Source organism: Pseudoclavibacter sp. JSM 162008 (assembly GCF_041366455.1).
In the GTDB taxonomy this organism is placed as follows: domain Bacteria; phylum Actinomycetota; class Actinomycetes; order Actinomycetales; family Microbacteriaceae; genus Pseudoclavibacter.
Genome location: NZ_JBEWYX010000018.1, coordinates 51,397 through 64,883, shown reverse-complemented (window position 1 = coordinate 64,883; position 13,487 = coordinate 51,397). Strand labels below are relative to the sequence as shown.

Here is a 13,487-nt window from a genome sequence, read left to right as displayed (position 1 = left end):
TCGCGGGGCCCCGCGTTGAGGTCGCGGGGCCCCGCCTGCACTAGACCGCCCTCGGCGCTACCAGACCTTGCCCTGCGAGTACCAGTGCGAACCGGCCTTGTACGACACCGAGACCCAGCCGCGGTACTTGGTCGCCGTCACCGACTTCCCCTTTCCGCTGACGATGCGTCCGACAGAGGCCTGCGCATAGCCGCAGCCGTTGCTCGCGTAGGCGTAACCGGGCCGCGCCGAGACCGACCCGCAGACCGCCGCTTCTGCTTCCGGCGCAGCTGCGACCTGCGCGACCGCGACCCCTCCGGTTGCGAGCGCTCCGGCGAGCAGCAGCGTGCCGAGCTTGCGTCCGACCTTGTTCTTGAGTGTGATGGTGGACATCTTCGTCCCCTTTCTGTGTTCCGGCGCCTCCCCCTTGGCGGCGCCGACCCGCGCTGACCGGTACCGTCAACGACCCTTGAAGTACGAGAACAGCCGTCGTTCTCGCACCAGCAGGGCCGCCGCCAGCGTTCCGAGGATCGCCCCGGAGACGGTCAGCGCGGGAGTCAAAGCGGCGGTCGCGGCGACCGGAATGAGGTCACTCGCCGCCAGGTTCTGTGTCAGCAGGGCGATCGCAGGGAATGCCACCAATGCCCCGGCACACGACCACGCGAGCGCCTCAAGCAGGAGCGTCACCGTCTGGTCGCTTCGTTGCACCCCGACGTGAAAGGCCGAAGCGATCTCGAGCCGCCGCAGCCAGACGGCCCCGAAGCCGATCATCGCGCCGATGCCGAAGCCCGCGAGCGGGAACGCGCCAGTCGACCTTCCGGCGAACGCAGACTCCGGGTTGACCGGCTTCCCCAGCTGCAGGTTGTGCTGGCTCAGCTGCGGCCCCGTGTCAGGCAGATTCGAGTCGGCCGCGATGGCCGTGTAGAGCAGCTCGATGGTTGCCTGAGAGACCGGGAAAGCGTCGATCCAGCACTCATCGAATTTGGAGTCAGGCGCGATCGGCGCGATCGCCGCGTACCCCATTCCGGTCGTACGCCCGTCGTCCGGGTACTCGTACGTCCCGCCGAGGGTCGTTGGCCCATCCGCTGTCTGGATCGGGTCACCCAAGGTCAGCCCGAGGGTCTCTACGACCGCGATCGGCATGAGCAGCCCCGGCTCCGTGCCTCCCGTCGCGGCGGGGAGCATCGTCGCGAAGCCCGGTGACGACTCGAAGTAGGTGAGCGGGTTCTGCGGGATGCTCGCCACGCGGAGCGGCGTTTCGCGCTCCGCCAGCGCGCCTGCCGCGCGCACCCAGTCCAACCGGCCGAGTGCGTCGCACGCGCGCCCGTCAATGCTGTCCTCAGCCACCAGGATTGTGATCGATGCGCCACGAGCGCGGAAGTCCTCCGCGGCCCGGATGACGCCGGTCATCTCGGCAGTGTCCAACGCCGCGAGCGTGGCTGAACCGGCGGCGACAAGCAGCATCAGCAACACCGCGCGACTCGCTCCGGACGACAGGTTTCGGCCAGCCTCCCGCCGCACTTCGCGGAACCGCATCGCGCTCATTGGAACAGCCCCAGGTCGATAACGTCGGTGCAGGCGTCTCTCGTGCGGGCGTCGTGCGTGGCGACGACAATGATCGTGCCGTCGGTGGCGATGCGCCCGAGGGCGTCGCTGACGGAAGCTGCCGTGCGCAGGTCGAGCTGGGCCGTCGGCTCGTCGACCAGGAGCAGGTCGGGGGCGGCGGCGATGCCGCGTGCGAGCATGAGCCGCTGCCCCTCGCCTCCGGAGAGAGCCCTGAACTGGCGATCGGCCGCGTGTCCCAGGCCGAAGCGTTCGAGCAGTTCCCGAGCGCGAACATCCGCACGTGTTCTTGTCTCCCCCCGTGCGACGAACGCAAGCGCCACGTGGTCGAGCGCCGTCCTCCGCGCAACGCCGTGCGGGTTCTGAAACACCCAGCCGATCCGCTCCACGCCGACACGCGTGATGTTGCCGAGCACGGGTGGGATCCAGCCGGCGAGCATCCCGAGCAGCGTCGACTTCCCTGATCCGGACGGGCCCGTGAGCGCGTAGACACGGCCAGGGTCGAGGCGCGCGGAGACGTTCTCGAAGAGCAGCGGATGGCCGGGGTAACGATGTCCGACGTCGGCGAGCGTCACGAACATGCCAGGTCCTTCTTCGCGACGGCCTTGACGGCCGCGGCTGTCGGCGGCTCCGGGAACGAGACGTAGGTGCGACCGAGCTTCGAGGACACGACGGCCACCTGGAGCGACCCGCCGTCCGGCGTCGCGACGCATCCACCTGTTTCGCTGGTCATCGCGACCGCGGCCGGGGGGACCGCGTAGACGGTGGTCGCACCGACCAGCACGAGCTCGGCTTGAATGCTCGCATCGTCAGGGCTCGCCGCGTACTTCGCCAACGCATTCGTGCCGGCCAGCACGGAGAGCCCTTCAGGCGTCACGGCTCCCTCCTCGTCGATCGCGACGTCGACGCCCTCAAGCGTCAGCTTTCGCGCACCGGGCACGAGGTCTGTCGGGTAGCTCTTCACGGAGGCCGATAGGAGTGGGTTCGCGAGGTCGACAAGAGCCTCGCCCTGCGCGGCTGTCTGTCCGAGCGGGACCGGGCAGGACTGCACCGAGATCGTCGCCGAGGGGAGCCAGAGCACCTGTGCGAGTGCCAGCTCGCCTTGCTTGGTGTCGCCGTACATCGACTCGACGAGGTCGTCCCAGGCAGACCACGTCTGCCAGTCGAAGGTGTCAGTCTCGGACACGTCGTAGCCGAGGCCCGCAAGCGCCACCTGCAGTGCGGTGACGTCGGGACCCTTGAGGCCATAGCTGAGGTCCCGCCAGAGCGGCGTGGACGTGTGGAGACTCACGAGCGGAGTCTCGCCGACCTTGAAGGAGCTCCCCCCTGAGACGAGGTCGCCGCCTGCAGTGCAGGACGAGTCGGTCAGCGTGCCGCTCGTCGGTGACGGCAAGGAGGCGTCGTCACCCAGCTGTGCAGTCAGCTCCACGGCTCGTGCGTCGGTCAGTTCCTCGGCCACGAGTTGCACTTCTGAAGGCACGGAGGCGGTTGCGAGTCCGGGCGGGGTGGGGCGGAAGACGGAGAAGGCGACGAGGGATGCGGCTACCGCCAGCGTGGCGACGATGACCAGCGCGACGGTGGCAGAGAAGCCCCGGCGCCGGGCAGGTCGGTCGCTGTCCGACACGACGCTGACCACGTCTTCGTTGCCAGGCTGCGCGTGCTTCACCCTGCCACCCCTCGATCCGAGTCGGGCCACTTTGCGCCGACGCGGATCAATGTAGCGGTGATTCTGGACCGCAACAAACGAAGAAGATCCATTCTCATGGATTCCGTCTAAGTGGCGTTCCCTCGGCCAGATTGATGGAGATTTTCAGCGTTCATAGCCAGGTTGTCCACGGCCCCTACGAGAACTTCCGACCCTCGTCTCGCTTGTAGAAGAACACCGCGAGGAAGCCGAGGACGGCCGTCCACGCGAGGAGGCCGAAGAGCGCCCACACCGGGAACTGCCCGCCGGAGACCACCGCGATGACCACCTCGCGCGCCTGCCGCACGGGCAGCACCTTCGAGGCGGCATCCAGCCAGCCGGGGAACATCATGGGTGGCAGGAACAGGCCGCCTCCGAAGGCGAGCAGGAACATGAGCACCTGCGTGATCGCGATCGCCGCCTTCGGCCCCGCGGTCGTGCCGACGATCGCGCCGATGAGGGCGGACGGAACCGCCGTGAGCACCACCGCGATGAGGCCGAACACCACCTGCATGAGGGTCGGGGCGGCCGCCGTGAAGAGCCCGCCGACGATGAGCAGCGGCACGATCGAGACGACCGCCATCACGAGCGTCCCGATGACAAGCCCCGCGATGCGCGCGGACGGCTTCCCCGGCAGGGTGCGCAGGTACGGCACCCACGGCTTCGAGCGCTGCTCGGCCAGGTCGAGGCCGAGGCTGAAGAGCCCGTTGGTCATGAAGGCGAACACGATCATCGACGCGACGGCCTGTGTGGCGATCACCGGATCCTCGGCGATCGCGCGCTGCGGCAGCACGAAGAAGCAGAACGCGAGCGTCGGGAAGACGAGCGACCCGATGACGGCGATGGGCACGCGCGCCGTCTCGATGAGCGAGTACTTCACGTGCGTGGCGATGAGTGCTGCAGTGGACATGGTCCTCAACTCCCGTTCTGTGCGTTCTTGACGGCGGGCGAGGCCTCGTCGTTCTGCGTCATGGCGAGGAAGGCCTCCTCGAGCGTCGCCCCGCGCACGGTCAGATCCGTGAAGGGCGCGCCGGATGCGACGAGCGAGCGGATGAACGCGTCCGAGTCGCGCACGAGCGCGGTCACGAGCCCCGCATCCGCTGCCCGCCCCGAACCCGCTGAACCGCCCGGACCCTCGACCGTCTCGGTCAGCGCGTCGGCGTCGATGGCCTGGATGCGCGCCGCGTCGACGCCCCGCATCGTCACCCTGCGGCGGGAGACGCTGCCGACCACCGAGGCGAGGCTGCCGTCCGTGATGACCCTGCCGTGGTCGATGACGACGACCCGCTCGGCGAGCTGCTCGATCTCCTCGAGGTGGTGGCTCGTGACGATGACGGCGCATCCGGCCCGGTGCTTGGTGTGGAGCGCCTCCCAGAGGCTGCGCCGCGCGTCGACGTCGAGGCCCGTCGTCGGCTCGTCGAGGAGCACCAGGTCGGGGTCGCCGACGAACGAGAGCGCCACCGCGAGCCGCCGCTGCTGTCCGCCGGAGAGCGAGCCGCACTGCTTGCCGAGCAGCGGGCCCAGGTCGAACGCATCCACCAGCTCGTTCCTGGCCGCGGGCTTCGGGTAGTGGGCCGCAACGTAGTCGAGCACCTCCGCAACCTTGAGCGCCTCCGGCAGCGCGCTGGCCTGCGGCGTCGACCCCACTCGGATGCGCGTGCGGACGGCGAGCGGGTCGCCGCCGAAGAGCCGCACCGTGCCGGTCGTCGGCGAGCGCAGGCCGAGCAGGAGCGACAGCAGCGTCGTCTTGCCGGCGCCGTTCGGCCCGAGCAGGCCGACGCACTCACCGGCGGTGACGTTCAGCGAGATCCCGTCGAGGGCCGTGTGCTGGCCGAATCGTTTGACCACTTCGTCGACCTCGACGATCGTGGCGGGCCGCGCACTGGCGGGCCGGGCGTTGGCGGGTTGGGCGTTCATGTCATCCCCCGAGGAGTTTCAGGAGCGCCGTCCGGTAGCTGCGAAACGCGGCTCGACCGGCAGGGCTGATGGTCAGATATGTGACGGGCTTGCGGCCCGCGAAGGCCTTGTTGATGACGACGTAGCCGGCGTCCTCGAGCTTCGAGAGGTGCGTCGTGAGGTTGCCCGGCGTCATGTCGAGGAGGCTGCGCAGCTTCGAGAACGTCATCTCATCGCCGTCGTCGAGGCTCTCGGCGAGGGTCGTCATGATGCGCAGTCGGGCGGGCGCGTGGATGATCGGGTCGAACTCGGCGCTCGGGTCGCTCATGCGTGCACCTCACCGTGCGAACTCGTTTCCCGCAGGGGCGGCTCGCTCGAGATGACCCCCGTGCGCAGCAGCACGATGAAGGCGATGAAGATGAGCGGGCCCGCCGTGCCGTAGACGAGGTAGTGGGTGGGTGCGCCGAGCGCCGTGGCGACGACGGCGAGCACGATGACGGCGACCCCGAGCGCGAACTGCGCGCCGGAGCGGGACATGGCGGCGCCCGCCATGTAGAGCACACCGATCGTGATGACGAAGATGCCCGGCATGAGCAGCGGCGCGAGGGCTGGGTCCTCCACCTGACGCAGCAGCGAGGCCGCGAGGAACCAGGCGCCCATCATCGAGATGGACCACGAGAACCCATAGAGCGTGCCCGCCGTGTTGCTGCGGCCGCGCATCCCCCGCCCCATCGAGACCCCGCAGATCACCGAGACGATGACGCCGACGACCATGAGCGCTCCGAAGATGACGAACGCCGTCACGGTGGGGATGCGGATGAGCGGGCTCCCACCCCCATCCTCTGCACTCCAGAGAGCCTGGAAGCCGACCAGCCAGGCCACGGCCCAGGTGCCGAGGAGGATGTACAGCGCCCGGTCGAGCCGGGTGCGTGTCGTGCGCTGCTGGTCGCGCATGAGGGCGAGCATCTCGCTCGGTGCGAGGGCACGGTCGTCGTCACCAGCCTGCTGGGTGCTGGGTTCGGCGGGAGTCCGGCGGTCGTTGGTGTCCATGCAAACCAGTTTGCGCCGCAAACTAGTTTGCGTCAAGTGAGGATGTCGGGCGATAGCCTTGAGTCCATGCGCATCGCCACCTGGAACGTCAACTCCATCCGCGCCCGCTCGGGACGAGTCATCGACTGGATGGTGCGCGCCGACATCGACGTACTCGCGATGCAGGAGATCAAGTGCAAGCCCGAGCAGTTCCCCCGCGAGGTGTTCGAAGAGGCCGGCTACGAGCTCGAGATCCACGGCCTCAGCCAGTGGAACGGCGTCGCCTTCGCGAGCCGCCTCCCCATGAGCGATCCCGAGATCACGTTCGCCGACATGCCAGGCTTCGGGAAGGCAACGCCAGAGGGCACGCTTCCGCTCGAAGCCCGCGCCCTCGGCGTCACCGTCGAAGACGTGCGCCTGTGGTCGCTCTACGTGCCGAACGGCCGCGAGCTCACCAACGACCACTACCCGTACAAACTCGCCTGGCTGAAGGCGCTGCTCGCCGACATGACCGCGTGGCGGCAGGCGCATCCAGACACCCCGCTCGCGCTCATGGGCGACTTCAACATCGCTCCCCTCGACATCGACGTCTGGGACCTGGCCGCATTCGTCGCCTCGACCCACGTGTCGGCGCCCGAGCGTGCCGCGTTCGAGGCGTTCCTCGAGGCCGGCTTCGTCGACACCGTGCGCTCGCGCGGCGTCGAGGGCTACACCTACTGGGACTACAAGTCGCTCCGATTCCCCCGTAACGAGGGCATGCGCATCGACTTCATCCTCGGCACCCCGGAGTTCGACGACCTCGTCGTGGATGCATCCATCGAACGCGACGAGCGCAAGGGCGACGGCCCGAGCGACCACGTGCCCGTCGTCGTGGAGCTCGACCTCGAGACCTCCCTCGACGACGACCGCCCGATGATCTTCTAGGCGTCGGCGAAGCGGGCGCGACAGCACCTCGCATCCACCACCCCGAAGCGTTCTGGCCGACCGCACCCCGACTTCGGGATGGCAACCTCACTTCGTTGCGGGAAACTTCCCAGCACGAAGCGAGTTCTCCATTCTGAGAGTGCGGGCGGATGCGGCGACAGCCCGATCCGCGCCCGCTCTCGGACACGCGTGCCGCGTGGGCAGGAGCATGCGAGGGCGCGGGCTCGCTCAGCCTTCCGGCAGCTCGAACTCCCGCGCCTCATCCCACGGCTCGGTCCAGCCGAGGCGGTCGAAGATGCCGTCGAGCAGCATCGCCGTGAAACCCCAGACGAGGTGTTCGCCGCTGTCGTCGCGCACCAGGAAGCCGGGGCCGCGCCACTCCTCGCCGTCGCGGCGCAGCACGGTGACGCCGCGGTTCGCGGGGTTGAGCAGGTCAGCGACGGGCGCGCGGAACACGGCAGCTGACTCCGCCTCATCGACGACCCCGACGGCGGAGGTGCGGCGCCAGCAGGCGAGCACCGGCGTCACGAGGTGGCGGGAGTACGTGAGTGGCACGGGCTCGAGGGGGCCGAGCACGTCGATGCCGTCGGCGTCGAGCCCCGTCTCCTCGACGGCTTCGCGGATGGCCGCGGCAACCGCGTCGCGGTCCTCCGGGTCGACGCGTCCGCCCGGGAACGCGACCTGTCCAGGATGCGAGCGCAGCGTCGACGCGCGCGCGAGCAGCAGCACGTCGAGGTCACGAGACACGGCCCCCGACTGGGCGTCGCGGTCGCTTGGGAGCGAGTCGAGCATCCCGAAGAGGATGAGCACAGCCGCAGATCGCGAGACGCGCACGAGCCGCTCATCCACGGGCGACAGCGGCACGGCGGGCTCGAGGCCCGCAGCCGCGCACTCGGCGAGCTCGGTCAGCTGCGCACGCGCGGCCTTCGTCGTCGGTTCGAGATGCACCGCTCCAGCGTACGTGACGCGTCCAGTGCGATCCCAGAGTTCGCTCGTGCCTCGTTCGGGCCGCGCCTCCCTCAACCGGCGCTTCGTCTCCGGATGGTTTTCGCGCTTTGGGATGGCTTGCAAGCCATCCATGTGCGTGGAAGCCATCCGGAGACGGCCGGGCCGCGGGGGTGGCTGACGACGGCGCGATCGAACCCGCGGCGAGCGCCTAGAGCGCCCCGCCGGCCGCGGCAGGAGCATCCGCGTCCTGGCCGCTGTCGCCGACGGTCTCGCGGGCGATGAAGTTCTCGATGTCGAAGAGGTTGTCGCCGGCGCGCTTCGCGATCGTGACGAGCGTCGACATGGAGGCGACCTCCTCGACCTGCTCCTTCAGGAACCAGAGCATCGCCTGCTCGCCGATCGCGTCGCCATCCGCACGTGCCGCGCGGAACAGCGCCTCGATCTGCGACGTCACCTCCCGCTCCTGCTCGAGCGCGAGCTCGATTGGCTCGACGACGTTCGCGAACTCGGTCCTGGGGGCGGCGACGCCGGGAATCGTGACGCCGAGGTCGCGGTCGAGGCGGTACTGCACGAGCATCATCGCGTGATTGCGCTCCTCGACCGACTGCTGGTAGAAGTGCGCCGCCAGCTGCGGGAGGTCGTGGTTGTCGAACCACACGGCGATCGCGATGTACTGCTGCGATGCCGAGAACTCGTTGCCGATCTGGGCGGTCAGAAGGTCATTGAACGAAGAAGAAGTCACGCCGCAACGCTACTCCCGGCGTGTTTCGTGTGGCGGTCAAGTTTCGTTGCCGCGCGGATCGTCCACGTGACCAGCGCGACACCGGTCGCGACCACGAACGGGATGCAGGCTGCACCGAACGCGTCCCCGATGATCGCGCCGGTGCTCCCCCAGTACTTGGTCTGATCCGCATCCACGCCGATGCCGGCGACGATGCTGTCCACGATGACGGCGACGCTGAGCGTCGCACAGCCCACCGCGACCAGCACCGCGAGCGCGGCGACCCACGGCAGCGACGCTCGCAGCCGCATCCCCTCACCCCTCGACACCGCGCGCCGGAAGCTGAGGCTGATCGCCCGAGCAACGTCGAGCGTCAGCCAGACCCCCAGCACCAGCGCGGCAGCGATGCTCGCCACGGCGATCGGGATGAGCGTCCCCGCGAGTCGGGCGCCCTCGGCCGAGTCGCGATCGATGCTGGATGCGGCCGCCGCCCCTGGGAAGATCAGCAGCATGTAGGCAAGGAACCCGGCGATGACCGCGAGCAGCCCGGCCCTGATCGCCGCGCGCAGAACCCAGCCACGCTCTGCCCCTGCGCTCGCGCTCGTCATGCCGCAACGCTAGGGGCAAGGGGCTCCCAACACCAAACGATGCCAGGCGTCCGGCTCGCGAACGCTCGAAAGCTAGGCTTGAGCGGAACCCCGGAGGCTGCATGAGCGACGCACACGACCACGACGAGATCGGCGTGGGTTCGGTGGACCGCGAGGTCGACCCGGCCACGGTCGGCCCGCAGCCGGGCGACCTCGAGCGGGCCATCGCAGCCCAGGTGCGCGCGTACCGGCTCGCGACCGGCCTGTCCGTCGCCGAGATGGCCGAGAAGGTGGGCATCTCGAAGGCCATGCTGTCGAAGATCGAGAACGCCCTCACCTCCTGCAGCCTCACCACGCTCGGCCGCCTGGCCCACGGCCTCGACGTGCCCGTCACGGCGCTCTTCCGCGGCGTCGACTCCGACCGCGAAGCCGTCTACGTGCCAGCAGGCCACGGCGCGCAGATCGTGCGCCGAGGCTCCCGATCCGGGCACCTCTACGAGCTCCTCGGCGCCCTGCGCGGCCAGCACAAGCGCATGGAGGCTGTGCTCGTGACCCTCACCGAGGCGAGCGAGGTCTTCCCGCTGTTCCAGCATCCGGGCACCGAGCTGCTCTACATGCTCGAAGGCCGCATGGCCTACGGACACGGGGATGCGCGCTACGAGATGGGCCCAGGCGACACCCTCCAGTTCGACGGCGAGGGCCCACACGGGCCGGAAGAGCTCATCGAGCTGCCCGCCCGCTTCCTGTCGGTCACCGCGTACGGAGACCGCGCCGAAGGCTGAGGCGCGCCAGGAATCGGCCTGAGGCGCGGATGCTAGCTTGGCGCGCACGACGACTCGCGCACCAGCCAGGGGGATCCATGGAACAGCCCGACCGCATCCACGACGACACCGGTGCCGGCGCCGACCACGCCAGTGATCCGCAGCCGCTGCTCGCAGAAGACCTCTTGCTGCTGCTCTTCAACCCGGACGACGGCACCATCGGCGGCGAAGGCACCCTCTTCTACGTGCTCGGCGGGGCGGTGCTCACTGAGTTGGCCTTGAACGACCAGATCGGAATCGAGCAGGCGGGGCCTCGCGGAACGCTGGTGCTCTCGGTCGGCGATGAGGCGCCCGAGGACGAGATTCTGCGGTCGGCCTGGGAGTACTCGCGGGAGAAGCGGCGCGAGGTGCAGGGCATGCTCGCCGCTATCGGGCCGACCCTCCGCGGCCAACTGCTCGAGAGCCTCATCGTCCGCGGCGACCTCACCCGCGAGCAGGGCAAGACCTTCGGGTTCATCCCGAAGACGACGCTCAGCCTGGGCGATACGGGACGCCGCGCCAGGCTCATGAGCCGCGTGCAGTCCGTGCTCATCGACGGCGCGGAACCCGACGCGCGAACCGCTGCCCTCGCGGCGCTCATGTCCGCGAGCGGGTCGATGCCGACGCTGCACCGGGAGATCCCCTGGGAGACCGACGTCATCAACCGCGCCAAGGCCCTCGAGCAAGGTGACTGGGGAGCCACCGCGGCCAGTTCGGCCGTCGCCCGCACCATGAACGCCATCACGATCAACGCTGCAGTCGCGGCGAGCGTCGCCGCCAACGCGGCGAACAACTAGGTCACGGACGCCGCGGCCCGCCTGACAGCGCTTTCGGGGTGGCAGTCGCGGAAGCCCTACGCGGAAGCCCTAGACCGTGGAGGCTTCCGGGATGCGCGCAGCAGCGGGTGCTGCGGCCGGCTTCAGGCGTTCCCGGCGGCGCTTGATGACGATCGACAGCGTCGTCAGGGCGAGGGCCGCGACGAGCCAGACGGTGAGCATCCCGTACGCCTCCCCGATGCCGATCGACCCGCCGGCGACGAGCGAGCGGAACGCCGTGACGGCGTAGTTCAGCGGCAGCCACGAGTGGATGAGCTGGAAGAACGCGGGTGCCGTCTCGACCGGGTAGGTGCCGCCGGCTGAGGAGAGCTGGAGCACGATCATGATGAGCGCGAGGAAGCGTCCGGGAGGGCCGAGGAGCGCGTTGAAGGCCTGGTTGACGGCGACGAACGTGACGCTCGTGAGCAGCGCCAGCGCGATGAGGCCGAGCATGTCGGCGGGTTCGAGCCCGAGCCCGAAGCGGACGATCGTGAGCATGAGCAGGCTCTGCGCGGCGCCGAGCATCGCGCCGGGCGCGAAGCTGCGTAGCGCCACGACGATCGCGGGCTGACGGCCGAGCACAAGACGCTCGCGCAGTGGCGGGAACATCAGGTAGAAGGCGAGCGCGCCGACCCAGAGGCCGAGCGTCATGAAGTAGGGGGCGAGACCGTAGCCGTACGCGGGCACCTCGTTGAGGCGGGTCTTCGTGATCTCCACTGGCGTCGACGTGACGCCGGCGAGGTGGTCGGCCTGTGCATCCGTGTAGCTCGGGATATCGGAGACCCCGTCGTCGAGGCCATCCGCGAGCGTCTTGCTGCCGTCGGCGAGCTGCGTGATGCCGTCGTTCAGCTCGGCGCCGCCCGACTCGGCGTCGGCGGTTCCGTCAGCGAGGGTTGTCGCGCCCGACGAGAGCTCGGAGGCACCCGAGGCGAGCTTCGGCGTCGACTGCGCGAGGGTGGATGCGCCGTCCGCGAGTGTCTGCGTGCCCGTCGCGAGCGAGGATGCGCCGTCCGCGAGCGACTGGGTTCCGGCCGCCAGCGTCGACGTTCCGTCGGCGAGCGACTGGGTGCCCGTCGCGAGCGTGGAAGCACCGGTGGAGAGCTGCTCCACCCCGGTCGCGAGTTCCGCCGACTTGCTCGAAACCGTTGAGACCGCTGCAACGAGCTCGTCGACGTTGCCGCTGAGCGGTGAGACGCCGTCGGAGAGCTGGGTGGCGCCAGCGGCGAGTTCGGTTGACTTCGCTTGGAGGTAGCTCAGCCCGGTCCCCGCGGCGGCGTCACCGACGAGCGCGGATGTCCCGGCGCTCAGTTCGCCGGCCTTCGCGCCGAGGGACTGTCCAGCAGTGGAGAGCTGCGTCAGCAGTTCCTTGCGTTGGGCGTCGGACAGCGAGTCGTAGTCGGCAAGCAGCGAATCGATGCCGCCTGAGAGGTCCCCGGCACCAGCGGCGAGGGCAGTGGTGCCGTCGTCGAGGCCCCTGCTCGCTCCAAGGGCCGTCTCGAGGCCACCGGCGAGAGCCGTCGCTCCAGCGTCAAGAGTCGTCGCCCCTTCCGTGAGCGTCGTGACGCTCGCAGGCAGGTCGCTCGTCTTGGAGTTCAACTCCGCGAGCCCATCGCTGAGGAGCTGCGCACCGGAGCTCGCCTCTGCAAGCTTCGCGCTCAACTGCTGTGCACCCGTGTTCGCGGTCGCAGCGCCCGCGCTGAGCTGCTGCGCGCCCGCGTTGGCGTCCGCGGCGCCGGAGCTGAGCGTCTGCGCACCCGAGTTGGCGGTGACGAGACCGGCGTTGAGCTGCTGCACGCCCGCATCCACCTGAGCCGCCCCGTCGGCGAGCGTCGCGCTGCCGTCGGCGAGGGTGAGCCCGCCCTCGCGCAGCTGGCCGAGCCCGACGACGAGCTGGCCAGAGCCGGTGCGCGCCTGCTCGGCGCCGTCGTTGAGCTCGGTCGCGCCGTCGGCAGCCTCGGAGACGCTCTCGTGGATGTCGGTGAAGCCCACGTAGACGTTGCGGAGGTACTCTTCGGAGACCTCTGTCGCCAGCTCGTCGGCGACCGTCGTGCCGACCGTCGACGCGATGTTGCCGACGATGATGTTCGCCCCGTCGTTCGTGGTGATGGAGAGGCGAGCGATGGCCGCGTCCAGCGGGTCGTCACCACCCGCCGAGACGGCCGCCGCAGAGAAGCCCGCCGGGATATCGAGCACGGCGAGCACCTTGCCGGACTCGAGCTCGCTCTGCGCCTCATCAGCCGACATCTCGTGCCAGCTGAAGTTGTTCGACTCGGTGCTGTCGACGAGCTTCTCGGTGAGCGTCGCGCCGAGATCGACGGGTTCGGCCGGCTCCCCCTCGGTGGTCGTCGCGGGGGTCGCCGCCTGGTCGCTGTTCACGATGGCCGCGTTGATGTGGTCGAGGCGGTGCGTCGGGTCCTCGTTCGACCAGATCAGCGAGCCCGCGTAGATGAGGGGAATGAGCGCGATGCCGACGATGACGATGAGCGTCCGCCGGTGCGAGCGCACGAAGGCGGGAAGTGAGAAGGAACGCATGTGGGTGTG

At 69.3% G+C, this 13,487-nt stretch carries 15 protein-coding genes; 3 read left to right on the top strand and 12 right to left on the bottom strand.

Features of this window, described 5'->3' with window-relative positions; translation table 11 throughout:
* Positions 1 to 57: 57 nt before the first annotated feature.
* The 8 genes from ABVF28_RS14275 to ABVF28_RS14240 all read right to left on the bottom strand — a co-directional run bounded on the left by ABVF28_RS14275 (position 58) and on the right by ABVF28_RS14240 (position 6,172).
* On the bottom strand, positions 58 to 372 hold the full coding sequence (locus tag ABVF28_RS14275) for a hypothetical protein (protein ID WP_104310229.1): 315 nt from the start codon (positions 370 to 372) through the stop codon (positions 58 to 60).
* 66 nt (positions 373 to 438) lie between these two features.
* A complete protein-coding gene (locus ABVF28_RS14270; protein WP_371030987.1) occupies positions 439 to 1,389 on the bottom strand; it encodes a hypothetical protein in 951 nt (316 codons plus the stop codon).
* Between the two features lie 131 nt (positions 1,390 to 1,520).
* Positions 1,521 to 2,123, bottom strand: a complete 603-nt coding sequence (locus ABVF28_RS14265) for an ATP-binding cassette domain-containing protein (protein WP_371030986.1) — start codon at positions 2,121 to 2,123, stop codon at positions 1,521 to 1,523.
* The gene (locus ABVF28_RS14260; RefSeq protein ID WP_371030985.1) at positions 2,114 to 3,208 is read right to left on the bottom strand and encodes a peptidoglycan-binding protein; all 1,095 of its coding nucleotides are present in this window, start codon (positions 3,206 to 3,208) and stop codon (positions 2,114 to 2,116) included. The genes ABVF28_RS14265 and ABVF28_RS14260 overlap by 10 nt, the downstream gene beginning before the upstream one ends.
* Before the next feature lie 175 nt (positions 3,209 to 3,383).
* Complete coding sequence (locus ABVF28_RS14255; RefSeq protein WP_371030984.1) at positions 3,384 to 4,136, bottom strand: ABC transporter permease; 753 nt, start codon at positions 4,134 to 4,136, stop codon at positions 3,384 to 3,386.
* A 5-nt stretch (positions 4,137 to 4,141) separates the two neighbouring features.
* Positions 4,142 to 5,143 carry an ABC transporter ATP-binding protein gene (locus ABVF28_RS14250; protein ID WP_371030983.1) on the bottom strand — a complete coding sequence of 334 codons (1,002 nt, stop codon included), beginning with the start codon at positions 5,141 to 5,143 and terminating at the stop codon, positions 4,142 to 4,144.
* A 1-nt stretch (position 5,144) separates the two neighbouring features.
* Positions 5,145 to 5,450: a transcriptional regulator gene (locus tag ABVF28_RS14245; RefSeq protein ID WP_371030982.1), complete on the bottom strand. Its 306-nt coding sequence runs from the start codon at positions 5,448 to 5,450 to the stop codon at positions 5,145 to 5,147.
* Positions 5,447 to 6,172: a hypothetical protein gene (locus ABVF28_RS14240; protein ID WP_371030981.1), complete on the bottom strand. Its 726-nt coding sequence runs from the start codon at positions 6,170 to 6,172 to the stop codon at positions 5,447 to 5,449. Before ABVF28_RS14240 ends, ABVF28_RS14245 begins: the two co-directional genes overlap by 4 nt.
* Before the next feature lie 66 nt (positions 6,173 to 6,238).
* Here ABVF28_RS14240 and ABVF28_RS14235 point away from each other — a divergent pair, with 66 nt between their 5' ends.
* Positions 6,239 to 7,075 carry an exodeoxyribonuclease III gene (locus tag ABVF28_RS14235; protein ID WP_371030980.1) on the top strand — a complete coding sequence of 279 codons (837 nt, stop codon included), beginning with the start codon at positions 6,239 to 6,241 and terminating at the stop codon, positions 7,073 to 7,075.
* Between the two features lie 228 nt (positions 7,076 to 7,303).
* Here the strand turns inward: ABVF28_RS14235 and ABVF28_RS14230 are convergent, their stop codons facing one another.
* From ABVF28_RS14230 to ABVF28_RS14220, 3 genes are all read right to left on the bottom strand, one after another.
* Entirely contained in the window at positions 7,304 to 8,023 is a 720-nt protein-coding gene (locus ABVF28_RS14230) for a CoA pyrophosphatase (RefSeq protein ID WP_371030979.1), read from the bottom strand.
* A gap of 208 nt (positions 8,024 to 8,231) precedes the next feature.
* The gene (locus tag ABVF28_RS14225; RefSeq protein WP_104310218.1) at positions 8,232 to 8,765 is read right to left on the bottom strand and encodes a ferritin; all 534 of its coding nucleotides are present in this window, start codon (positions 8,763 to 8,765) and stop codon (positions 8,232 to 8,234) included.
* Positions 8,762 to 9,352, bottom strand: a complete 591-nt coding sequence (locus ABVF28_RS14220; RefSeq protein ID WP_371030978.1) for a hypothetical protein — start codon at positions 9,350 to 9,352, stop codon at positions 8,762 to 8,764. Before ABVF28_RS14220 ends, ABVF28_RS14225 begins: the two co-directional genes overlap by 4 nt.
* Positions 9,353 to 9,453: 101 nt before the next feature.
* Between ABVF28_RS14220 and ABVF28_RS14215 the strand changes: the two genes are divergently transcribed.
* Both ABVF28_RS14215 and ABVF28_RS14210 read left to right on the top strand, forming a co-directional pair.
* Positions 9,454 to 10,113, top strand: a complete 660-nt coding sequence (locus ABVF28_RS14215) for an XRE family transcriptional regulator (RefSeq protein WP_179555821.1) — start codon at positions 9,454 to 9,456, stop codon at positions 10,111 to 10,113.
* Positions 10,114 to 10,190: 77 nt separating this feature from the next.
* On the top strand, positions 10,191 to 10,928 hold the full coding sequence (locus ABVF28_RS14210; protein WP_371030977.1) for a GPP34 family phosphoprotein: 738 nt from the start codon (positions 10,191 to 10,193) through the stop codon (positions 10,926 to 10,928).
* A gap of 69 nt (positions 10,929 to 10,997) precedes the next feature.
* Here the strand turns inward: ABVF28_RS14210 and ABVF28_RS14205 are convergent, their stop codons facing one another.
* Positions 10,998 to 13,478, bottom strand: a complete 2,481-nt coding sequence (locus ABVF28_RS14205) for a YhgE/Pip family protein (RefSeq protein ID WP_371030976.1) — start codon at positions 13,476 to 13,478, stop codon at positions 10,998 to 11,000.
* Positions 13,479 to 13,487: the final 9 nt, after the last annotated feature.

What these genes read in the sequence shown, in the direction of transcription:
- ABVF28_RS14275 (WP_104310229.1), bottom strand. Translation starts at nt 372, where the DNA reads ATGTCCACCATCACACTCAAGAACAAGGTCGGACGCAAGCTCGGCACG.
- ABVF28_RS14270 (WP_371030987.1), bottom strand. Translation starts at nt 1,389, where the DNA reads ATGACCGGCGTCATCCGGGCCGCGGAGGACTTCCGCGCTCGTGGCGCA.
- ABVF28_RS14265 (WP_371030986.1), bottom strand. Translation starts at nt 2,123, where the DNA reads ATGTTCGTGACGCTCGCCGACGTCGGACATCGTTACCCCGGCCATCCG.
- ABVF28_RS14255 (WP_371030984.1), bottom strand. Translation starts at nt 4,136, where the DNA reads ATGTCCACTGCAGCACTCATCGCCACGCACGTGAAGTACTCGCTCATC.
- ABVF28_RS14250 (WP_371030983.1), bottom strand. Translation starts at nt 5,143, where the DNA reads ATGAACGCCCAACCCGCCAACGCCCGGCCCGCCAGTGCGCGGCCCGCC.
- ABVF28_RS14245 (WP_371030982.1), bottom strand. Translation starts at nt 5,450, where the DNA reads ATGAGCGACCCGAGCGCCGAGTTCGACCCGATCATCCACGCGCCCGCC.
- ABVF28_RS14240 (WP_371030981.1), bottom strand. Translation starts at nt 6,172, where the DNA reads ATGGACACCAACGACCGCCGGACTCCCGCCGAACCCAGCACCCAGCAG.
- ABVF28_RS14235 (WP_371030980.1), top strand. Translation starts at nt 6,239, where the DNA reads ATGCGCATCGCCACCTGGAACGTCAACTCCATCCGCGCCCGCTCGGGA.
- ABVF28_RS14220 (WP_371030978.1), bottom strand. Translation starts at nt 9,352, where the DNA reads ATGACGAGCGCGAGCGCAGGGGCAGAGCGTGGCTGGGTTCTGCGCGCG.
- ABVF28_RS14215 (WP_179555821.1), top strand. Translation starts at nt 9,454, where the DNA reads ATGAGCGACGCACACGACCACGACGAGATCGGCGTGGGTTCGGTGGAC.
- ABVF28_RS14210 (WP_371030977.1), top strand. Translation starts at nt 10,191, where the DNA reads ATGGAACAGCCCGACCGCATCCACGACGACACCGGTGCCGGCGCCGAC.
- ABVF28_RS14205 (WP_371030976.1), bottom strand. Translation starts at nt 13,478, where the DNA reads ATGCGTTCCTTCTCACTTCCCGCCTTCGTGCGCTCGCACCGGCGGACG.